The sequence below is a fragment of the Dactylosporangium sp. CA-139066 genome, assembly GCF_050936175.1.
In the GTDB taxonomy this organism is placed as follows: domain Bacteria; phylum Actinomycetota; class Actinomycetes; order Mycobacteriales; family Micromonosporaceae; genus Dactylosporangium.
Map to the genome: position 1 here is coordinate 621,026 of NZ_JBNJNH010000001.1, position 20,296 is coordinate 641,321.

The 20,296-nt window shown below is 73.6% G+C and carries 16 protein-coding genes; 7 read left to right on the plus strand and 9 right to left on the minus strand.

Annotated elements, in window-relative coordinates:
* Positions 1 to 18: 18 nt before the first annotated feature.
* The 3 genes from aroA to ACQEVU_RS02960 form a co-directional block, all read right to left on the minus strand.
* Positions 19 to 1,305 (minus strand): 3-phosphoshikimate 1-carboxyvinyltransferase, encoded by a 1,287-nt coding sequence (aroA, locus tag ACQEVU_RS02950; protein WP_433320121.1) that lies wholly within the window; start codon positions 1,303 to 1,305, stop codon positions 19 to 21.
* Positions 1,306 to 1,328: 23 nt separating this feature from the next.
* Positions 1,329 to 1,568 (minus strand): hypothetical protein, encoded by a 240-nt coding sequence (locus ACQEVU_RS02955; protein ID WP_433320124.1) that lies wholly within the window; start codon positions 1,566 to 1,568, stop codon positions 1,329 to 1,331.
* A 480-nt stretch (positions 1,569 to 2,048) separates the two neighbouring features.
* Positions 2,049 to 4,232, minus strand: a complete 2,184-nt coding sequence (locus ACQEVU_RS02960) for a hypothetical protein (protein ID WP_433320127.1) — start codon at positions 4,230 to 4,232, stop codon at positions 2,049 to 2,051.
* A 256-nt stretch (positions 4,233 to 4,488) separates the two neighbouring features.
* Between ACQEVU_RS02960 and ACQEVU_RS02965 the strand changes: the two genes are divergently transcribed.
* From ACQEVU_RS02965 to ACQEVU_RS02980, 4 genes are all read left to right on the plus strand, one after another.
* Positions 4,489 to 4,716: a hypothetical protein gene (locus tag ACQEVU_RS02965; RefSeq protein WP_433320130.1), complete on the plus strand. Its 228-nt coding sequence runs from the start codon at positions 4,489 to 4,491 to the stop codon at positions 4,714 to 4,716.
* A 371-nt stretch (positions 4,717 to 5,087) separates the two neighbouring features.
* On the plus strand, positions 5,088 to 6,506 hold the full coding sequence (locus tag ACQEVU_RS02970) for an RNB domain-containing ribonuclease (RefSeq protein ID WP_433320133.1): 1,419 nt from the start codon (positions 5,088 to 5,090) through the stop codon (positions 6,504 to 6,506).
* Positions 6,503 to 7,198: an NADPH-dependent F420 reductase gene (npdG, locus tag ACQEVU_RS02975; protein ID WP_433320136.1), complete on the plus strand. Its 696-nt coding sequence runs from the start codon at positions 6,503 to 6,505 to the stop codon at positions 7,196 to 7,198. The genes ACQEVU_RS02970 and npdG overlap by 4 nt, the downstream gene beginning before the upstream one ends.
* On the plus strand, positions 7,195 to 8,388 hold the full coding sequence (locus ACQEVU_RS02980; protein WP_433320139.1) for a cytochrome P450: 1,194 nt from the start codon (positions 7,195 to 7,197) through the stop codon (positions 8,386 to 8,388). The genes npdG and ACQEVU_RS02980 overlap by 4 nt, the downstream gene beginning before the upstream one ends.
* Positions 8,389 to 8,844: 456 nt before the next feature.
* Here the strand turns inward: ACQEVU_RS02980 and panB are convergent, their stop codons facing one another.
* Both panB and ACQEVU_RS02990 read right to left on the minus strand, forming a co-directional pair.
* The gene (gene panB, locus ACQEVU_RS02985) at positions 8,845 to 9,678 is read right to left on the minus strand and encodes a 3-methyl-2-oxobutanoate hydroxymethyltransferase (RefSeq protein ID WP_433320142.1); all 834 of its coding nucleotides are present in this window, start codon (positions 9,676 to 9,678) and stop codon (positions 8,845 to 8,847) included.
* A gap of 103 nt (positions 9,679 to 9,781) precedes the next feature.
* Positions 9,782 to 10,900 carry a nitrilase-related carbon-nitrogen hydrolase gene (locus ACQEVU_RS02990; protein WP_433320145.1) on the minus strand — a complete coding sequence of 373 codons (1,119 nt, stop codon included), beginning with the start codon at positions 10,898 to 10,900 and terminating at the stop codon, positions 9,782 to 9,784.
* Positions 10,901 to 11,041: 141 nt separating this feature from the next.
* Between ACQEVU_RS02990 and glnA the strand changes: the two genes are divergently transcribed.
* Positions 11,042 to 12,394 carry a type I glutamate--ammonia ligase gene (gene glnA / locus ACQEVU_RS02995; protein WP_433320148.1) on the plus strand — a complete coding sequence of 451 codons (1,353 nt, stop codon included), beginning with the start codon at positions 11,042 to 11,044 and terminating at the stop codon, positions 12,392 to 12,394.
* Between the two features lie 4 nt (positions 12,395 to 12,398).
* On the opposite strand, the gene ACQEVU_RS03000 is transcribed toward glnA, so the two are convergent.
* The 3 genes from ACQEVU_RS03000 to ACQEVU_RS03010 form a co-directional block, all read right to left on the minus strand.
* A complete protein-coding gene (locus ACQEVU_RS03000) occupies positions 12,399 to 13,130 on the minus strand; it encodes a ferredoxin reductase (protein ID WP_433320151.1) in 732 nt (243 codons plus the stop codon).
* A 64-nt stretch (positions 13,131 to 13,194) separates the two neighbouring features.
* Entirely contained in the window at positions 13,195 to 13,794 is a 600-nt protein-coding gene (locus ACQEVU_RS03005; RefSeq protein ID WP_433320154.1) for a sulfite oxidase-like oxidoreductase, read from the minus strand.
* Between the two features lie 14 nt (positions 13,795 to 13,808).
* On the minus strand, positions 13,809 to 14,678 hold the full coding sequence (locus tag ACQEVU_RS03010; RefSeq protein WP_433334760.1) for a S66 peptidase family protein: 870 nt from the start codon (positions 14,676 to 14,678) through the stop codon (positions 13,809 to 13,811).
* Between the two features lie 9 nt (positions 14,679 to 14,687).
* Between ACQEVU_RS03010 and ACQEVU_RS03015 the strand changes: the two genes are divergently transcribed.
* Positions 14,688 to 15,491, plus strand: a complete 804-nt coding sequence (locus ACQEVU_RS03015; RefSeq protein WP_433320157.1) for a type 1 glutamine amidotransferase — start codon at positions 14,688 to 14,690, stop codon at positions 15,489 to 15,491.
* Positions 15,491 to 18,403, plus strand: a complete 2,913-nt coding sequence (locus ACQEVU_RS03020) for a bifunctional [glutamine synthetase] adenylyltransferase/[glutamine synthetase]-adenylyl-L-tyrosine phosphorylase (protein WP_433320160.1) — start codon at positions 15,491 to 15,493, stop codon at positions 18,401 to 18,403. Before ACQEVU_RS03015 ends, ACQEVU_RS03020 begins: the two co-directional genes overlap by 1 nt.
* Positions 18,404 to 18,455: 52 nt before the next feature.
* Here ACQEVU_RS03020 and fxsT read toward each other — a convergent pair whose 3' ends face one another.
* Positions 18,456 to 20,243, minus strand: coding sequence for an FxSxx-COOH system tetratricopeptide repeat protein (gene fxsT / locus ACQEVU_RS03025; RefSeq protein WP_433320163.1), 1,788 nt, complete (start codon positions 20,241 to 20,243; stop codon positions 18,456 to 18,458).
* Positions 20,244 to 20,296: the final 53 nt, after the last annotated feature.

Sequence of the window (20,296 nt, forward strand, 5' to 3'; positions counted from 1 at the left end):
GCGTGCCCTCGTGGTGTGCTATCCCTGCCGCGCCAGGCGGGCCAGGTCGGCGAAGTACGCCGGGTAGGTCTTCGCCACGCAGCGCGGGTTGCGGATCTGCACGCCCGGCGCCCGCAGGCCGAGCAGCGCCATGCTCATCGCCATGCGGTGGTCGTCGTACGTCTCGAAGACCGTCGGCGCCGGGCGGCCGGGGTTGATGGTGAACCCGTCCTCGTCCTCGACGGCGTCGATGCCGGCCCGGCGCAGCTCGGTCACGACCGCGGCGACGCGGTCGGTCTCCTTGCGGCGGATGAACCCGATGCCGGTGACCCGCGTCGGGGAGTCGGCGAAGACGGCCACCGCGGCGAGGGTCTGCGCGGTGTCGGAGATGTCGGCCATGTCGACGTCGATGCCGTGCAGCTCGCCGGTGCCGGTCACGGTGATGTGGTCGGTGGTCCGCTCGACCCGCGCGCCCATGCGCTCGAGCAGGTCGGCGAAGCGCACGTCGCCCTGCAGGCTGCGGGTGCCCAGCCCCTCGACGGTGACCCGGCCGCCGGTGATGGCCGCGGCCGCGAGCGGGTAGGAGGCGGCGCTGGCGTCGGGCTCGATGTCGTACGCCGTCGGCCGGTACGCCCCTGGCTGCACCGTCAGCCCCTCCACGGTCACGCCGAACGCGGCCATGACCGCCGTCGTGGACTCGACGTAGGGGACCGACACCAGCGGCGAGGTGAGCTCGACCGTGAGCCCTTCGGACATGAGCGGGCCGGCCATGAGCAGGCCGGAGAGGTACTGGCTGGAGATGTGCCCGGGCAGCGCCACCTTGCCGCCGGCCACCGGACCGGTCACGGCGACGGGGAGGTACCCGGGCTGGCCCAGGTCCTCGACCGTCGCGCCGAGCTCGCGCAGCGCGTCCACGAGCGCGGCGAACGGCCGGGCGCGCAGCTGCGGGCTGCCGTCGACGATGCCGCGCGCCGGCCGCAGCGCCGCGGCCGGCAGCACGAACCGGCCGGTGGTGCCGGACTGGCGCGCGTCGAGGCTGACCTCGCCGGTCGCGGTCCGCGGGTCGATGCCGTCGACGAGGACCGTGAGCGCGTCCTCGTCCACGGTCACGCCCGCGCCCAGCGCCTCGACCGCGCCCAGCATCGCGCGGGTGTCGTCGGCGAACAGCATCCCCGTCAGCGTGCTGCGCCCGGGCGCGAGCGCCGCGCAGATCAGCGCGCGGTTGGTGATGCTCTTCGAGCCGGGCGGGCGCAGCGAGGCGTCCGGCGGCGTGGTCGGCGGCGTGACGGCGAGGACGTCCGGCAGGTCATCGGCATGTAGGCTCACCCGCCGATTGTCCCGCAGCGCCGTCAGGGTCTGATTTGGTACCCCAGGTCGACGGCCTCGAGTGAGACGGCACCCTCGGCCAGCCGCTCGCGGACCGCCTCCGACAGCCACAGCGTGCGGGGCGCCGCGCTGTCGGCCAGCCGCTGCGCGACGGCGGCATCGGGCGGTCCGCCGACGTGCAGGCCGAACTTCACGAAGGTCAGCGCGCGGGCGCGCAGATAGGCGGTGGCGTCCCCGATCGCCGTTTCCGGGGTGTCGTACACCAGCAGCGGGCCCCCGCCGGCGGTGCGCTCGGCGCGCCCGCCGGTCAGGTGCCGGGCCCACGCCGGCGGGGTCGGCGGAGCCGGCGATGCAGAGCAGGACGGGGGGCATGGGCCGCATCGTCGCGGACGCCGGGGGGAGCTGTCCACCATGGACGATGCCTTGGTTCGCCTCCAAACGAGGTCGGGCGGGTCGACCGGATGACCCGAATGTGTTTCCTCCGTTCGGCTCACCCTCGGGTGATCGTGGCCACACGCCGGCCGTCGAACTCCCGGTCCGCGGTGGGAATTGCACGCCCCGCCATGATCGCCGATCGCTTGTACCGCAAGGGATTCGGCATCGGCATTGGCGGCCATAGGCGGCCCTTTTCCCACCGCGCGCGTGTCGGCGACCGGTGTCGGCCGGTTGCGTCTACTGTGGAATCTGAACCAGCTATTTGCCGGTTTCGGTGGCGCGTGTTTCATTTGCGGTGCACAGTGATGTCATGAGCAGCAGCGGTGCTGAGCGGTACTACTGGTGCCTTTCTCACCACAGGGTCGAGTCCGAGGCCAACATGTGTCCGGGGATGGATCGCCTCGGCCCCTATGATTCGGCGTCAGAAGCCGAACGGGCCCTCGACAAAGTCCACGAGCGCAACGAGGCGTGGGACGCAGAAGACGAACGGTGGGAAGGCAAGCACTAGCAAGACGCCGGCGCACGGGGCGACCGCGAACCGCCCGGGCCACCCGGCCGCACAACCCGACCAACCGCACAACCCAACCGCGAACATCCCGCAGGACGCGGGAGAACTCCTCCAGGAGGACCACGATGGCCGCAGCTAAGAAGGCCACCACGAGATCGGCCGCAGCGCGCGCGGCCGCGACGACCGCGGCGGCCTCGGCCCCCGCTACGACCGACTCGGCCCCCGCCAGGGCCCGCAGGACGGTCGCGGCAAGCTCCACCCGTCGCTCGACGACCGCGGCGGTGACTCCCGCCGCCACCGCCGAGCCCTCGGCCGCCTCGGCGACGGCCACCAAGCCCCGCGCGTCGAAGTCGACGGCGACGAAGACGGCAACCCCGGCCGCTTCGTCGACGACCGTCAAGGCTTCTTCGTCCAGGACGGCCGCCAAGTCGGCGACCCCGGCGGCTTCGGCTTCGTCGAAGACGGCTTCCAAGGCGGCCACCCCGGCGGCCTCGGCTTCGGCTGCGTCGAAGACGGCCACCCCGGCGGCCCGCAAGACCGCGGCGTCGAAGACGGCAACCCCCGCGGCCGGCAAGACCGCGGCGCCGAAGTCGGCGACCCCGGCGGCCGGCAAGACCGCGGCGTCGAAGACGGCAACCCCCGCGGCCGGCAAGACCGCGGCGCCGAAGTCGGCGACCCCGGCGGCCCGCAGGACCGCGGCGGCCTCCAAGGCGGCGACCCCGGCGGCGTCGAAGTCCACGCCCGCCAAGTCGACGGCTGCGAAGTCGGCGACCCCGGCGGCCAAGAAGACGGCGGCGGCGAAGTCCGCCACCCCGGCGGCCCGCAAGACCACGGCGGCGGCCACGTCGGCCACCCCGGCGGCCCGCAAGACCACGGCGGCGGCGAAGTCGGCCACCCCGGCGGCGGCGAAGAAGACCGCGGCGTCGAAGGCGACGACGGCGGCCACGAAGACCACGGCGGCTTCCAAGCCGACCGCGGCCGCTTCGAAGTCGACGGCGGCTGCTTCGAAGTCGACGGCGGCGAAGAAGACCACGGCGACGGCGGCGGCCAAGAAGACCGCGGCGTCGAAGGCGACCCCGGCGAAGAAGACGGCGGCGTCGAAGGCCACGGCCCCGGCGAAGTCGGCCACGGCCGCGAAGAAGACGACGGCGGCTACGAAGGCCACGGCCCCGGCCAAGTCGGCGACGGCCGCGAAGAAGACGGCGGCGTCGAAGGCGGCCCCCGCCAAGGCCGCGGCGAAGTCGACGGCGGCGAAGAAGACCACGGCGACGAAGGCCACCCCGGCGAAGTCGGCGACCAAGGCCACCGCGACCAAGGCCGCGACCAAGGCGACCCCCGCCAAGTCGGCCACGAAGGCGACCGCGACCAAGGCGACGGCCACGAAGGCGGCCGCCAAGTCCACGGCCGCCAAGGCCACGGCGACGAAGGCGGCCGCGAAGGCGGCCCCGGCGAAGTCGGCGACCAAGGCGACGGCGACCAAGGCCGCGGCGACCAAGGCGGCCACGAAGGCCGCGCCGGCCAAGACCACGGCGAAGGCCACCCCGGCCAAGTCGGCGGCCACGAAGGCGGCGGCGAAGGCAGCCCCGGCCAAGACGACGGCGACGAAGGCGGCGGCGAAGTCGACGGCGGCCAAGTCCACCGCGACCAAGGCGACGGCGACGAAGGCCGCGACGAAGGCCACGGCCACCAAGGCGGCGACGAAGGCGACGGCGACCAAGGCGGCGGCGAAGTCGGCCCCGGCAAAGACGACGGCGAAGGCCACCGCGGCGAAGACCGCGGCCCCGGCCAAGGCCGCCGCGAAGGCCACCCCGGCGAAGTCGACCGCGACCAAGGCCACGGCGACGAAGGCCCCCGCGAAGGCGGCGGCCACCAAGACCACCGCGGCCAAGTCCACGGCGGCGAAGTCCACCGCGGCGAAGCCGACGGCGGCGAAGTCGACGGCCGCAAAGTCCACCGCGGCGAAGTCCACCGCGGCGAAGTCCACCGCGGCGAAGTCGACGGCGGCGAAGTCGACGCCGGCGAAGTCGACGGCGGCGAGTTCCACCGCGACGAAGGCGGCGGCCCAGGCTCCGGCGAAGTCCGCCGCGACCAAGGCCACGGCGGCGAAGTCCACGGCCGCGAAGAAGACGGCCCCGGCGAAGACCGCGTCCGCTCCGGCGAAGGCGGCGGCGAAGTCGACGACGGCCCGCAAGTCGGCGGCGAGCAAGGCCACCTCGGCCCCCGCCACGTCGCCGGAGACCGTGGAGGCCAACCCCGAGTCGCTGACCCCCGCGGTCGCCGAGCCGGTGACGCCCCCCGCGGTCGTCTCCGAGGGCGGCCTGGACGCCGGTACCGCCGTGGAGGACTCCGCGTCCACCGCCGCGTCGGGCCCCGCGACCGAGGCCATCCCGGGCCGCGAGAACGGCAACAACGCCGAGGAAGCCGCCACCATGACGCCCGAGGACTGGGCCAGCCTGGCCCGCCCGTAACGGCACCCACAACGGCCGGTCCGCCCTCATCGGAGGGCAGGCCGGCCGTTGTGCTGTCCGCGCCGCCGCGACGCGCCTGAGGCGCCTGAGGCGCCCGGGAACAGGCCCGGCCAAGGCTCGCCCACGCTCGCCGTCGCCCGGCGCTGACTAGCCCGGCGCCGACTAACCCTGTGTCGTTCGGTCCTACATTGCACAGTCCTACGTCGTCCGGCCCGGCATCGCCTGGCCAATGCGCCGATGACCCGAGGGCCGTGCCGAAGCGGGCTATACGTCCTGTCCGGGGCCTCCGAGCCGAGGGAGGACGCGGCGGTGGGGTGAGGGATGGCCGTTCGCCGGAGGGCGGGGGTGAGGCGGGCTGGTATGACTGAGCCGTGACCGTACGTCGTGTCGTCGCTCCGCGCATCGACTTCAGTGGGCTGCGCAGTGAGCTTCAGTTGCCCGAGGGGTTCTCCGACGAGGCCGAGCGCGAGGCCGAACAAGCCGCCGGGCGGCAGTTCGGCGATCGGGAGGATCGCACCGAGCTCGAGTTCGTGACCATCGACCCGCCCACCTCCAAGGACCTCGACCAGGCGCTGCTCCTGCTGCGGCGCGACGGCGGGTACCGCGTGCACTACGCCATCGCCGACGTCGCGGCGTTCGTCGAGCCGGGTGGGGCGCTGGAGAAAGAGACGTGGGAGCGGGGGCAGACCGTGTACCTGCCGGACGGGAAGGTGCCGCTGCACCCGCCCGTGCTGAGCGAGGGGGCGGCCAGCCTGCTGCCGGACCAGGCGCGGCCGGCCGTGCTGTGGACGATCGACCTCGACGGCGCCGGGAACACCACGGCGACCGACGTCCGGCGCGCGCTCGTGAAGAGCCGGGCCAAGCTCAGCTACGACGGGGTGCAGGCGGACGTGGACGCGGGGCGGCTGCACCCGTCCATCGCGCTGCTGCCCGAGATCGGGAAGCTGCTCGTCGAGCTCGGGCTGGCGCGCGGGGCCGTGAACCTGCCGATGCCCGAGCAGGAGGTCGAGCCGGACGGGGACGGGTGGCGGCTGACGCTGCGGGCGCCGGTGGCCGTCGAGGAGTACAACGCGCAGATCTCGCTGCTCACCGGGATGGCGGCGGCGCACATCATGCTCCAGGGCAACGTCGGGCTGCTGCGCACGATGCCGCCGCCGCCCGTCGAGACCGTCGCGGCGCTTCGGGTGGCCGCGGGGGCACTAGGGGTACCGTGGCCGGAAAATGCGACGCCCGGGCAGGTGATCGCCCGGATCGACCCCGCTCAGCCGCGGGCGGCCGCGTTCCTGGATCAGTCGGCCGAGATGATGCGCGGGGCCGGCTACACGGCGTTCGACGGGGCGCCGCCCGAGCAGCCGCTGCACGCCGCCGTGGCCGCGGCCTACGCGCACGTGACCGCGCCGCTGCGCCGGCTGGCCGACCGCTATGTCACCGAGGTGTGCCTGGCGCTGCACGCGGGGGCGGAGGTGCCGTCGTGGGCGCGCGCGGCGCTGCCGAAGCTGCCCGAGGTGATGACCCGCACCGACCGGGTGGCGGGCGCGGCCGAGCGGGGGGCGGTCGACCTCGTCGAGGCGGTACTGCTGCAGGGCCGGGTGGGTGAGACGTTCGAGGCCGCCGTGCTCGACGTCGACCCGCACAAGCACCGCGCGGACATCGCGCTCGACGACCCGCCGGTGCGGGCGCGCTGCGAGGGGACCGACCTGCCGGTGGGGGAGCGCATCGCGGTCCGGCTCACGGAAGCGGACCCGGCCAAGCGGAAGGTGGTCTTCCAAGGGGTACAACAGAAGACATGACCTACGACCAGAGCGCCCTGCCCGACGTCTCGGGCCTGTCCGTCGGCATCATCGGCGGCACCGGGCCGCAGGGGCGCGGCCTCGCGTACCGTTTCGCCCGCGCCGGCCAGCGGATCCTCGTCGGATCCCGCTCGACCGAGCGCGGCGAGCAGGCGGCGCGCGAGCTCGCCGAGATGCCCGGCGTCCGGCCCGGTGTCGTGTCGGGCGGCGACAACGCGCACGCCGCCGGCGCCGACGTCGTCATCATCGCGGTGCCGTGGGAGGGCCACGCGGGGATCGTGTCGGAGCTGGCGCCGCTGCTGATCGGCGGCAAGATCGTGGTGGACTGCGTGAACCCGCTCGGGTTCGACAAGCAGGGGCCGTATCCGCTGCGCGTCGAGGAGGGCAGCGCCGCCGAGCAGGCCGCCACCCTCCTGCCCGACGCCCGGGTGTGTGCGGCGTTCCATCACGTCAGCGCGGTACTGCTGACCGACCCCGACGTCGAGGCCATGGACCTCGACGTGCTCGTGCTCGGCGACGACCGCGACGCCACGCTGCAGGTGCAGGCGCTCGCGGCGCGGATCGACGGGATGCGGGGCGTGTTCGCGGGGCGGCTGCGCAACGCGGGGCAGATCGAGGCGCTCACGGCCAACCTGATCGCCATCAACAAGCGGTACAAGGCCCACGCCGGCATCCGGGTGACCGACCTGTGACCGACGTTTTCGACCCCTGGTCGCCCGAGTTCCGGTCGGCGCCCTACCCGGCCTACGCGCGGCTGCGCGAGCAGTCCCCGGTCGTCTGGTTCGAGCCGAGCCGGCAGTACCTCATCTCGCGCCACGAGGACGTCAACGCGCTGCTGCGCGATCGCCGGCTCGGGCGCAGCTACCTGCACGTGGCCACGCACGAGGAGATGGGGCGGGCGGCGCCGCCGCAGTACCAGGAGCCGTTCTGGACCCTCAACAACAACGGCATGCTCGACCGCGAGCCGCCGGACCACACGCGGCTGCGCCGGCTCGTGTCGCAGGCGTTCACCCCGCGCCGGGTCGAGGCGCTGCGCCCGGTCGTGCAGCGCCTCGCCGGCGAGCTCGTCGACGCGTTCGTGGCCGAGGGCGGCGGCGACCTCATCGCGCAGGTGGCCGAGCCGCTGCCGGTGACCGTCATCGCCGAGCTGCTCGGCATCCCCGAGGCCGACCGGCACGCGTTGCGTCCCTGGTCGGCGGCGATCTGCGGGATGTACGAGCTGAATCCCTCCCGGGAGACGGCCGAGGCGGCGGTGCGGGCGTCGGAGGAGTTCTCGGAGTACCTGCGCGGCCTCGCCCGCCGCCGCAAGCAGGACCCGCGCGACGACCTCGTGAGCGCGCTCGCGGCGGTCGAGGGCCTCAGCGAGGACGAGCTCATCGGCACCTGCGTGCTGCTGCTCAACGCGGGCCACGAGGCGACGGTCAACGTCACCGGCAACGGCTGGCGCGCCCTGCTGCTCAACCCCGACCAGCACGCTCTGCTCAAAGCCGATCCCGAGCTCATCGGTACCGCGGTGGAGGAGCTCATGCGCTACGACACCCCGCTGCAGATGTTCGAGCGGTGGGTCCTCGAGGACATCGAGGTCCGCGGGGTGGCGATCCCGCGCGGCAGCGAGGTCGCGCTGCTGTTCGGCTCGGCCAACCACGACCCGGCCGCCTTCGCCGACCCGTCGCGGCTGGACCTCACCCGCCGCGACAACCCGCACATCTCCTTCGGCGCCGGCATCCACTACTGCCTCGGCGCCCCGCTGGCGCGCATCGAGCTGGCCGCGTCGTTCGGCGCGCTGCTCTCCAAGGCGCCGGATCTGCACCTGGTGGAGGACCCCGTCTACAAGCCCAACTACGTCATCCGCGGCCTGGAGCGCCTGCTCGTCGCCGTCTGAGCCGCATGTTTCGCTCCACGATCATGCGATTTGGCGGGGACAAATCGGACAGGCCATATCTGGGAGAGATGGCGACGTCCAATTTGTCCGCCGCGTTTTCATGATCGTGGAGCGAAATGTCGTCGACGCTCGTGGAGTGCATCGCACCACGCCGCTGCACTCCACCGGTGCGCAACCGGCCAGCCCTTGTCTGCGAGCGCCCGAGCGGCGCTGCGGGGCCCCTAAGTTGCGGGTCGCGTGCCGCTGCGCGATGCCGTGCCGGCGGCCCGCCATCTTGTCCGCGCATCGCAACCAAGCACGCTGTGAGTCGCGGCGCGGACCGTTTCACCACCACTGGCCGGATTTATCGCCTGTCGGGGTATAAATCCGACAAGTCGCGGCGCGGAGCGCCCGACTTGTCGAAAAACCGGCCCGGCGCCAGCCAGCGCGCCGAGCCGGGGGAGAGAGCAAGGCAGGTCAGTCGAAGGTGTGTTCCTGGGCCGGGAAGACGCCCGAGCGGACCTCGTCCGCATAAGCGCGCGTCGCCTCCGAGAGGGCGCCCGCCAGGTCCGCGTAGCGCTTCACGAAGCGCGGCGTGCGGCCCGTGCGCAGCCCCGCCATGTCCTGCCAGACCAGCACCTGGGCGTCGGTGTCCGCGCCCGCGCCGATGCCGATCGTCGGGATGTGCAGCTCGTGCGTGATGCGCTTCGCCACCTCGCCGGGGACCATTTCGAGGACCACGGCGAAGGCGCCGGCCTCGGCGACCGCGTGGGCGTCGTCGACGACGTCCTCGGCGGCGTCGCCGCGGCCCTGGACGCGGTAGCCGCCGATGGTGTGCTCGCTCTGCGGCGTGAAGCCGATGTGCGCCATGACCGGGATGCCGGCGCTGGTCAGGGCCGCGATCTGCGGGGCCACGCGGCGGCCGCCCTCGAGCTTGACGGCGTGGCAGCCGCCCTCCTTCATGAACCGTACGGCGGTGCGCAGCGCCTGGGCGGGGCCCTCCTCGTAGGAGCCGAAGGGCAGGTCACCGACGACGAGGGCGCGCCTGGTCGAGCGGACCACGGCGCGCACCAGCGGCAGCAGCTCGTCCTCGCTCACCGAGACCGTGGACTCGTACCCGTACACGTTGTTGGCCGCCGAGTCCCCGACCAGCAGGACGGGAATGCCGGCCTCGTCGAAGATGCCGGCGGTGTACTGGTCGTACGAGGTGAGCATCGGCCAGCGCTCGCCGCGCTCCTTGGCGGCGATCAGGTCCCTGGTGCGAACGCGGCGGTTGACGGCTCCGCCGTAGAGGGACGGGACTTCGGACATCAGCGTCCTCCTGTTCAATCCTCGAGGCCCCATGCGGGGTCCCCGGGCTACCCCCCGATGGTCGCACCGCCGGCGCCGATTGCGCCCGTTCGGATGCGGTTTTTCACAGACCGGAACCGGGAATGGGGGCCGGTTGGCCTCGGCGCTCCGCCTCCTCGTTGCGCCACCGGGCGAGGCTGCGCACCCGAGGCCCGGGCACGTGCCTGAGGGGGTGGAGGTCGCCGTACAGCGCGAGGTGCCCCTCCTGGTCGGCCAGCGCCATGAGCACCACCCCGCGCACCCGCTCGTGCAGGTTCTTCAGGGCGACGCCGTCGAGCGCCAGGTTGGCCAGGAAGCCGTCCAGCATCGGCTGGATCGGCTCGACCCGGAAGTCCAGGCCGGTGCGCCGGGCCAACTCCTGCGCGCCCTCCCGCGAGTCCGTGAGAGCGGGCATCGACACCCCGACGACCGCCGCCGGGCCGAGCGCGTCGCAGGCGATCGCGGCGGCCACGGCCGACTCGATGCCGTCCGACAGGTCCAGCGCCGCGCTGCGGAAGCCGCTCTGGCGCGCGTGGTCGCGCAGCCCCAGGACGAGGGCCTGCCAGGCCTCGGCCTCGCCGGTGAGCCGCGCCGCGATCTCGGGCGGCGGCGCCGGCCGCGCGGGCTCGCGCACGGCGTCCGACAGCACGAGGGCGTCCGCGCGGGTGCCGGCGGGCAGGTCCAGGTCGAGGACCAGCAGCTTCTCCACGAACTGGGGCGCGCGGGCGATCAGGGCGCCGTCCGGGCGTACCACCATTGAATCCCCGTCGAAGACCAGCTCGTGCAGCGCGCCGACGAGGTTCACGCAGGCCACGACGGCGTCCTCCGCCGCCGCCCGCGCGGCCAGCCCGGCCAGGCGCGAGTCGTCCGCGTCCGGCTCGTAGGGCAGCGCGCAGCCGTGCACGACGAGCCCGGCGCCCGGGCCCTCGGCCGCGACGTCGACGCCGCCGATCCGGTAGGCGCCGCCGTCGTGCATCGTGCCGCGGTACAGGGCGCGCAGGCCGGGCAGGCCGGCCAGCACCACGATGTCGCCCAGGCCGCGCGCCGCCAGGCGGCGGGCCAGCTCGCCGCCGTCGAGCGCGAGCGGTGGGAACGCCACCACGTGGGCGCCCTCGGCCACCGCGCGGGCCGTCCAGGCCAGCACCTGGGACGCGTCCCCGACGGTGAGGTCGGCCTGGGCGAGCGCGAGTCGCAACCGGGGCATGCCCCCAGTGTTTCCCAGGAGCCGGACCGTTCACTCCGGCGCGGGGGGAGATACCTCGGTCCGGTAACTTGTGTGTAATACCGTCGGGCGAGACTTGCCCGAATTGGCCGTGTACAGATCGCAGCTCGTGGGGGCAAAACCGTGGACCGTCAGCAGGAGTTCGTGCTCCGGACGCTCGAAGAGCGCGACATCCGCTTCGTGCGGCTGTGGTTCACCGACGTGCTGGGCACGCTGAAGAGCGTCTCCGTCGCGCCCGCCGAGCTCGAGTCGGCGTTCGAGGAGGGCATCGGCTTCGACGGCTCGGCCATCGAGGGCTTCGCCCGGGTCTACGAGTCGGACATGGTCGCCATGCCCGACCCGACGACGTTCCAGGTGTTCCCGTTCGAGGGCGGCATGTCCGGCGAGAGCGCCCGCATGTTCTGCGACATCACGCTGCCGGACGGCTCGCCGTCCTGGGCCGACCCGCGCCACGTGCTGCGCCGGGCTCTGTCGAAGGCGGCCGAGAAGGGCTTCACCTTCTACACCCACCCCGAGATCGAGTTCTTCCTGCTCGAGAGCCTCGGCGAGGGCGGCAACGTCCCGCAGCCGGTCGACACCGGCGGTTACTTCGACCACACCACCCACGCCGTCGCCCGCGACTTCCGCCGCCAGGCGGTCCTCGCGCTGGAGCGGATCGGCATCTCGGTCGAGTTCAGCCACCACGAGGTCGCGCCCGGGCAGCAGGAGATCGACCTGCGCTACGCCGACGCGCTCACCACGGCCGACAACATCATGACGTTCCGGCACGTCATCAAGGAGGTCGCGCTGTCGCACGGCGTGCACGCGACCTTCATGCCGAAGCCGTTCACCGAGCAGCCGGGCAGCGGCATGCACACGCACCTGTCGCTGTTCGAGGGCGAGCGCAACGCGTTCCACGATGCCAGCGACCCGATGAAGCTGTCGAAGGTCGGCCAGGCGTTCATCGCCGGCCTGCTGGTGCACGCCCGGGAGTACACCGCCATCACCAACCAGTGGGTGAACTCCTACAAGCGGCTGTTCCCGCAGACCCTGCCCAACCGGATCACCGAGTCGCCGGCGTACGTCTGCTGGGGCCACCGCAACCGCTCGGCGCTGGTGCGCGTCCCGGCCTACGGCAAGCCCAACTCCGCCCGGGTCGAGGTCCGCTCGCTCGACTCGGCCTGCAACCCGTACCTCGCCTACGCGGTCATGCTCGGCGCCGGCCTGCGCGGCATCGAGCAGGGCTACGAGCTGCCGCCGGGCGCCGAGGACGACGTGTGGGCGCTGACCGACGGCGAGCGGCGCGCCGCCGGCTACGAGTCGCTGCCGGAGAACCTGGCCGAGGCGATCGACGTCATGGCCGGCTCCGAGCTGGTCGCCGAGGTCCTCGGCGAGCACGTCTTCGACTTCTTCCTGAAGAACAAGCGGACGGAGTGGGAGGAGTACCGCCGGGTGGTGACCCCGTTCGAGCGGGAGCGCTACCTCGGGATGATGTGACGCTTCATCCGTAGCGCTCGGTCTTGATGCTCCTGGCGTCGTGGCCGAGCGCCACCATGACGTCCGCCACGGTCTCCACGAAGCCGGTCGGCCCGCACACGTACACGCTGGGCTCGAAGTCCTTCGGCCACGCGTGCGTGTTGATGTCCGCGACGCCGACCCGGCTTCCGCGCACGCGGGTGTAGACGTACTGCACGTCGAGCCCGCCGTCGTCGCGTGCCCGCCGCCGCAACTCGTCGGCGTAGATGACGTCCTCGGGCGTGCGGACCGAGTACATCAGCTTGAACGGCGTTTTCGCGCCGCTCTCGGCCCGCGACCGGATCATCGCCATGAGCGGCACGATCCCCGAACCGCCCGCGATGAGCTGGACGGGCGCGGGGTCGGTGGGCCGCCACACGAACCAGCCGCCGATCGGCCCGCGAAGCTCGATCGACTGCGAAATGTCGTAGATATCGGTCAAGTACGGCGAAACCTCGCCGTCGTCGACCCGCTGGACGGTGACCTCGACGCCGGACGCCGACGCGATCGAGTAGCTGCGCTGCGCCGTGTAGCCGTCGGGCGCCGTCAAGCGCAGATCCACGTGCTGGCCCGGGAGGTGCCCAGGCCAGTCCGGGACGTCGAAGACCAGTGTCCGCGCGGTGCGCGTCTCCTGCCGGGCCGAAACCAACGTGGCCTTACGCCAGCTCAGTCGCCCTCCGCTTCGCTCCGGGCGCCCGAGCTTCGAAGCTGTGTTCATTGCTGAGCGGCCCCTCCGCTTCGCTTCGGACCGCTCAGTCGCCCTCTGCTTCGCTTCGGACCGCTCAGTCGCCCTGGTACCGCTGCTCGCGCCATGGGTCTCCGTAGTTGTGGTAGCCGGCCTCCTCCCAGAAGCCCGGCTCGTCCTCCAGCATCATCCGCAGCCCGTGGATCCACTTCGCGGACTTCCAGAGGTACAGGTGCGGCACCAGCAGTCGCGCCGGTCCGCCGTGCTCGGCCTCCAGGGCCTCGCCCTCGTACCGGTACGCCACCCACGCCTGGCCGTCGAGCAGGTCCTCCAGGGGGAGGTTGGTGGTGTAGCCGTCGTAGGAGTGTGCCATGACGTAGTCGGCGGCCGTCTCGACGTCCTCCATGAGCGTGTCGACCGGCACGCCCCGCCAGCCGGTCTGCAGCTTCGACCACTTCGTCACGCAGTGGATGTCGACGGTGACGTCCTCGTACGGCAGGGCGGTGAACTCGCCCCACGTCCACTTCTTCTGCTCGCCCGTCTCGGTGGTGATGACGAACTCCCACCGGTCGGTGCGCAGCCGCGGCGTCGGCCCGGCCGAGAGCACCGGGAAGTCGTGCGCGAGGTACTGGCCCGGCGGGAGGTCCGGCTGCTGTCGGCGGCGGGTCCCGCCGAAGCCCGGCGTCAGAGTGCTCATGCGTCCATCCTCGCTCAGGCCCGGCTCACCAGGGTCCCGGCGTCGGCGTCGAGCACGGCCGGCGCGCCGACGACGACCGTCTCCTGCCCCTCGCCGTGCCCGATCGGCAGCCCGGCCAGCACCGGCACCCCGAGCCCGCCGAGCCGCTCCGCGAGCACGTCGGCGACCGAGCCCGTCCCCTCGCACTCGGTGAACTGCCCGAGCGCGATCCCGCGCACCCCGGCCAGCGCACCCGCCCGCAGCAGCTGCGTCAGCATCCGATCGATCCGGTACGGCGCCTCGCCGACGTCCTCCAGCAGCACGACGGCCCCGGCGAGGTCCGGCATGTCGACGGTGCCGAGCGTGCTCACCAGCATCGCCAGGTTGCCGCCCAGCAGCACGCCACTCGCCCTTCCCGAGCCCGGCCCGGGTGTACCGCGGACCGTCAACGGCCCGTCCGTCATCAGCGCCCGGCGCAGCGACTGCGCCGACGACGCCGGGGTGCGCGCGTCCAGCCAGGCGCCGCCCGGGCCGTGCACGGCCGGCCAGCGCCCGTGCCGCCACGCCGCCAGCTGCAGCGCGGTGATGTCGGAGAAGCCGACGATCGGCTTGGGCTCGCCGAAGCGGACGCGCTCGACGATGCGCTGCGCGCCGTAGCCGCCGCGCGTGCAGATCACCGCGCGCACCCGCGGATCGGCCAGGGCGGCGTTCAGGTCGTCGAGGCGGGCATCATCCGTACCGCCGAAATAGCCACGACGATCCAGGACGTGCGGCGCCGGCTCGGCCCGCAGCCCCCACGACTCGAGCAGCTCCACGCCCCGGGCGACGCGCTCGGGCGCCGCGGGGCCGGACGGGGACACGAGCCGGACGACGTCGCCGGGTTCCAGAGGCCGCACGGTCGTTATTGTCGGGACGTGACGATCGAGAGCTTCCCCCGGGGTTCTACAGCACTTGTGGTCGAGAACGATCCGTCGGACGGTCCCGGCCGGCTGGGGGACTGGCTCGTGTCCGGCGGGCTGCGGCCGCACGTGCTGCGCCCGCACGCCGGGGATGCGCTGCCGGAGAACCTCGACGAGTACGCCGCGCTGGTCGTGCTCGGCGGCGAGCAGGACGCCTTCCCCGACGCCGGCGGCGAGCGCGGCGCGCCCTGGTTCGACCAGCTCGACGGGCTGCTGCGCAAGGCGGTCCGGCACAAGGTGCCGACCCTGGCGATCTGCCTCGGCGCGCAGCTGCTCGCCCAGGCCCACGGCGGCACCGTCGAGCGCAGCGCCGCCGGGCCCGAGATCGGCGTGCGCCTGGTCGCGCGCCGCGACGTCGCCGACAACGACCCGATCTTCGCCGCGGTGCCGTTCGCGCCCGACGTCCTGCAGTGGCACCTCGACGAGATCGTCGAGCTGCCGGCCAACGCCACCCTGCTGGCCGCGTCGACGAACTACCCCGTCCAGGCGTACCGCATCGGCTCCGCCGCCTGGGGCCTGCAGTTCCACATCGAGTGCGACATCGAGATGTTCGCGCAGTGGGCGATGGAGGGCGTCGGCACGCTCGGCGAGCTCGGCATCGACGCCGTGGAGCTGCTCGAGCGGGTCGATGCCGCGCTCGGCGACGTCGAGGAGATCTGGAAGCCGTTCGTCGAGCGGTTCGCGGCGGTCGCCCTGGGCCGGGTGCCGCGCGCCGGCGAGGGCGGGCTGCGCTCCCTGCCGCTGATCGGGCCGCGCTGATGGACCCGACCGCCAAGACCGGCCCCGGCCATCTCGCGCGCTTCGGCTTCACGGCCAGCGAGCGCACCGAGGCGATGGCCGGCCCCGACGGGCTGGGGCTGTGGGACCCGGAGGGCCGCCGCCCGGTCGACGACGAAGCCGCGGCCGTGCTCGACACGCTGTACTTCGCCGCCGACCCCGACCTCGCGCTGTTCCAGCTGCACCGGCTCGTCGAGGCGGCGGGGGAGGAGGTCACCGTCGCGGTCCGCGAGGACAAGGCCCTGCGCCGCCGCCTCATCGGCGTCCTCGGCGTCTCGGCGACCCTCGGCGACCTGCTGGTGGCCAACCCCGACGAGTGGCGCGAGCTGGTCGGCGAGCAGAACCGGCGCGCGGCCGGATACTCCACGCGCGACGTGTCCACCGTGCCGTTGCTGCGCAGTGGGTACCGCCGGGAACTGCTGCGCATCGTGGCCGCCGACCTGACGGGCGCCGCCGACGTCGAGATCACCATGCGCCGCCTGACCGAGCTCGCCGACGCCACCCTGGAGGCGGCCCTCGCGATCGCCGTCGCCGAGCGGGGCTCCGACGCCTGCCGGCTCGCCGTGATCGCGATGGGCAAGTGCGGCGGCCGCGAGCTCAACTACGTCAGCGACGTCGACGTCGTCTTCGTCGCCGAGCCCGATCACGGCGCCGACACCGAGACCGCGATGCGGGCCGGCAGCGCGCTCGCCGCGCGCATGATGGAGATCTGCGGCCACGTCGCCTGGCCCGTCGACGCCCAGCTGCGCCCCGAGGGCAGCCGCGGCGCGCTGGTGCGCACCGTCGCCTCGCACCTGGCGTACTACAAGAAGTGGGCCAAGACCTGGGAGTTCCAGGCCCTGCTCAAGGCCCGCCCGGCCGCCGGCGACATCGCGCTGGGTCAGGTGTGGCTGGCCGAGCTGCAGCCGCTCATCTGGTCGGCCGCCGAGCGCCCCGAGGCCGTCGACGAGGTCCGCGGCATGCGCCGGCGCATCATCGAGGCCATCCCGCGCGCCGAGGTCGACCGCGAGATCAAGCGGGGCCCGGGCGGCCTTCGGGACATCGAGTTCGCGGTACAGCTGCTGCAGCTCGTTCACGGCCGCGCCGACGAGTCGCTGCGCACCCCGACCACCCTGGCCGGCCTGCGGGCGCTGATCGAGGGCGGCTACGTCGGCCTGGCCGACGGCGAGGCGCTGCTGCGCGCCTACCGGTTCCTGCGCGTCGTCGAGCACCGCCTGCAGCTGCAGCGCCTGCGCCGCACCCACACCGTCCCCGACGACCCGGCCGGCCTGCGCTGGCTCGCCCACGCCCTCGGCTACCGCCCGAACGCCGCCCGCGACGCCGTCGAGTCGTTCCGAGCCGAATGGGTACGCCACGCCGGCGAGGTCCGCCGCCTGCACGCGAAGCTCTTCTACCGCCCGCTGCTCGAGGCCGTCGCGCGGGTCCCCTCCGAGCAGCTGCGCCTCACCCCCGACAAGGCCCGCGCCCGCCTCGACCTGCTCGGCTTCGCCGACCCGGCCGGCGCGCTGCGGCACATCGAGGCCCTCACCGGCGGCCTGTCGCGAACGGCGGCGATCCAGCGCCAGCTGCTGCCGGCGATGCTCAGCGAGTTCGCCGACGCCCCCGAGCCCGACCGCGGCCTGCTGGCCTACCGTCAGGTGTCGGAGAAGGTCGGCAATACCCCGTGGTACCTGCGCCTGCTGCGCGACGAGGGCCCGGTCGCCCTGCGCCTGGCGCGGCTGCTCGCCCTGTCGCGGTACGTCACCGAGCTCCTCGTCCACGACCCGGAGGCCCTGCGCCTGCTGGCCGACGACGCCGAGCTCGTCCCGCGCAGCGCCGAGGTGCTCACCGAGGGCTTCGCCGCCGCGGCCGCCCGCCACGACGACCCCGAGGCCGCCATCAACGCGGTGCGCGCCCTGCGCCGCCGCGAGCTCTTCCGCATCGCCTGCGCCGACCTGCTCGGCCTGCTCGACGTGACGGAGGTCGGCGACGCCCTGTCGGCGGTCATCGACGCCACCCTGCGCGCGACGCTCGGCGTCACCGGCGCCTCGGCCCCGCTGGAGTTCGCCATCATCGGCATGGGCCGCCTGGGCGGCGCCGAGACCAGCTACCCTTCGGACGCCGACGTCCTGTTCGTCTACGAGACCCCCGCCGGCATGGCCGAGGACACCGCGAGCGGCGTGGCCCTGACCATCGCCGAGGAGCTGCGCCGCCTGCTGGCCCGCCCGGCCCACGACCCGCCGCTGGGCGTCGACGCCGACCTGCGCCCGGAGGGCCGCCAGGGCCCGCTGGTGCGCAGCCTGGGCGCCTACAAGCAGTACTACGCCCGCTGGTCGAAGGTGTGGGAGGCCCAGGCGCTGCTGCGCGCCCGCGCGGTCGCCGGCTCCGAGTCCCTGGGCGCCCGCTTCCTGTCCTTGGCCGACGCCACCCGCTACCCGGCGGGCGGCCTGACCCGCGACCAGATCCACGAGATCCGCCGCCTGAAGGCCCGCGTGGACAGCGAACGCCTCCCGCGCGGCGCCGACCCCGCCACCCACACCAAGCTGGGCCGCGGCGGCCTCGCCGACGTCGAGTGGACCGTGCAGCTGCTGCAGTTGCAGCACGGCCACGCCGTACCGTCGCTGCGAACCCCGCGGACGCTGGAGGCCCTGACCGCCGCCACGGCCGCCGGCCTGCTCGACCGGTCCGACGCCACGGCTCTGGAGGCCGCCTGGCGCCAGGCCTCGCGCGTGCGCAACCTGCTGACGCTGGTCCGCGGCCGCCCCACCGACCAGCTCCCACGCCAGGGCCCCGACCTGGCCGCGGCCGCCTCGGTCCTGTCCCCGTCGTCCGAACCCCAGGAGTTCCTCGACGACTACCTGCGCGTGGCCCGCCGCGCGAGGGCCGCCGTCGAGCGCATCTTCGACGACGCCTAACGCTTCTTCCGCCTCCGCGACCCACCCATCGCCTCGGCGATCTCGTCCCGCGCTAGGCGCGCCCGGCGTGTTGTCGGGTGGCTGGGTTCAGCGTGGCGGCGAGATTGCTCCTGGTGGTGAGCGTGTCCGGATCGTCTTCTCCGAGCACGCGGCGCCGCCGGACCAGGGTGTCCTCGTCCATCTCGCGCGCCTCACGGTCCAGGCCGAGCGCCGCCACGACCACGGCGAGATTGCTGGCCGAGCGCAAGGTGTCAGGGTGGTCCTCGCCGAACACTGCCCGCTTGCGATCAAGGGTGTCCTCCGCGAGCGGACGCATCCGGTCGTACCGGCCGATGTCCCGATAGGTCCATACCAGTTCCGTCGCGGCGAGCAGCGTGTCCGGGTGGTCCTCGCCCAGCGTCTCGCGCCACGCCGCGACCAGGCGCGCCGCCAGATCATGGGCCGGTCGTGGCTCGCCCCGCACGAGCAGATGGACGATGGCATCGCGAGCGAGGAGGCGCAGCGCGGGGTTGGTCGTTTGGGCAGGGTCGGCGGCCAGCAGGTGCGGCAATAGGCGGCCCCAGGCGGGCCAGTTGGCAGTGTCGCGCGGGTCGCCTGGCTCGGCCGCGCCGAGGACCGTCTCGATGCGGGCGCGCAACACGGCCGCGTCCACCGGGGGGAGTTGGTCGCGGAGGACGGCCTGGACGAGGCGGTGCAGGACCAGGCCGTCGGGGGTGACCCGGGCGAGGCAGTAGGTGCCGATGCGGCGCTCGCTGCGGGCCCGGGCCATCGGCTTGGCCATGACGGCCGACAGCGGGCCGAGCAGAGGCAGATCGGCGGCGATGGCGGCGATGAGCTCCGGGTGGACCGGCTCCGGCGCGAGCAGGGCGCAGACCTGCAGCATCGCGAGGGCGGCGGGGTCGAGGGCGGCCAGCTTCTCGCTGCTCAGGGCGATGACCGTGGCCAGGGAGCGCGGGTAGTCGATCGGGCGGCCCTCGTCCAGGACCACCTGGGCCTCGTCGTGCAGCGCGGCCAGGTACTCGTCCACCGACATCGCGGTCTCGGCCAGGAAGCCGGCGGCCTGGGCCAGGGCCAGGGGGAGGTCGCCCAGGGCCTCGGCGATCCGGGCGGCGTCGGCGGCGGCCATGAGCGGGAGGTGGGTGGTGAGCAGCTCGACCGACTCCGCGCGGGTCAGCACGTCGACGTCGAGGACGCGGGCCAGGTGGGTCCAGTGGCGGCTGCGTGAGGTGATGATCACGTGGCCGATGCCGCCCGGGAGCCAGCGGGTCAGGTCCTCCTCGGCCTCGGCGTTGTCGAAGATGAGCAGCCAGCGGTCGGTGGCGCGCAGGCGGGCCTTCACCGCGTGCTCGGCGATCGTGCTGTCGGCCTGCGGGTCGACGACGCCCAGGGCGACGCCGAGGGCGGTGTACTGCTCGCCGATCAATCCTGCCTGCTCGGCCGAGATCGACCACACGATGTCGTAGGCGTCCTTGTTGCGGTGCGCGTACTCGGCGGCGAGCTGGGTCTTGCCGATGCCGCCCATGCCGCACAGCGCCTGCACGGCGTCGGGGCCGCCGGCGGTGAGGCGCTCGCGCAGCGTGGCCAGCTCGCGCTCGCGGCCGGTGAAGCCGGCGTTGCGGTGCTCGAGGTTCCAGATCTCGGGCCACACCCCGGGCTGGCGCGGGGCGGGGACCACCGGGTCGGCGGGGGCGCCCTGGAGGTACACCGTCATGTGGTTGCCGGGCTGCGCCCGCGCGTCGATCGTGGCGCCGTCGCCGGTCACGGCCACGCCGTCGACGCGGCCGGCGGCGAGCGCGCGCCCGCCCGGGGCCGACGGGCCGATGCCGGTGGATGCTTCCATCGCCCCGGCTTATCACATCGGGGCGACCGGGCCGACGGTCAGGGCCGGGGAGC

Coding starts and splice junctions, on each gene's coding strand:
- npdG (WP_433320136.1), top strand. CDS start 6,503: ATGACCTACGACCAGAGCGCCCTGCCCGACGTCTCGGGCCTGTCCGTC.
- panB (WP_433320142.1), bottom strand. CDS start 9,678: ATGTCCGAAGTCCCGTCCCTCTACGGCGGAGCCGTCAACCGCCGCGTT.
- ACQEVU_RS02990 (WP_433320145.1), bottom strand. CDS start 10,900: ATGCCCCGGTTGCGACTCGCGCTCGCCCAGGCCGACCTCACCGTCGGG.
- ACQEVU_RS03000 (WP_433320151.1), bottom strand. CDS start 13,130: ATGAACACAGCTTCGAAGCTCGGGCGCCCGGAGCGAAGCGGAGGGCGA.
- ACQEVU_RS03005 (WP_433320154.1), bottom strand. CDS start 13,794: ATGAGCACTCTGACGCCGGGCTTCGGCGGGACCCGCCGCCGACAGCAG.
- ACQEVU_RS03020 (WP_433320160.1), top strand. CDS start 15,491: ATGGACCCGACCGCCAAGACCGGCCCCGGCCATCTCGCGCGCTTCGGC.
- fxsT (WP_433320163.1), bottom strand. CDS start 20,243: ATGGAAGCATCCACCGGCATCGGCCCGTCGGCCCCGGGCGGGCGCGCG.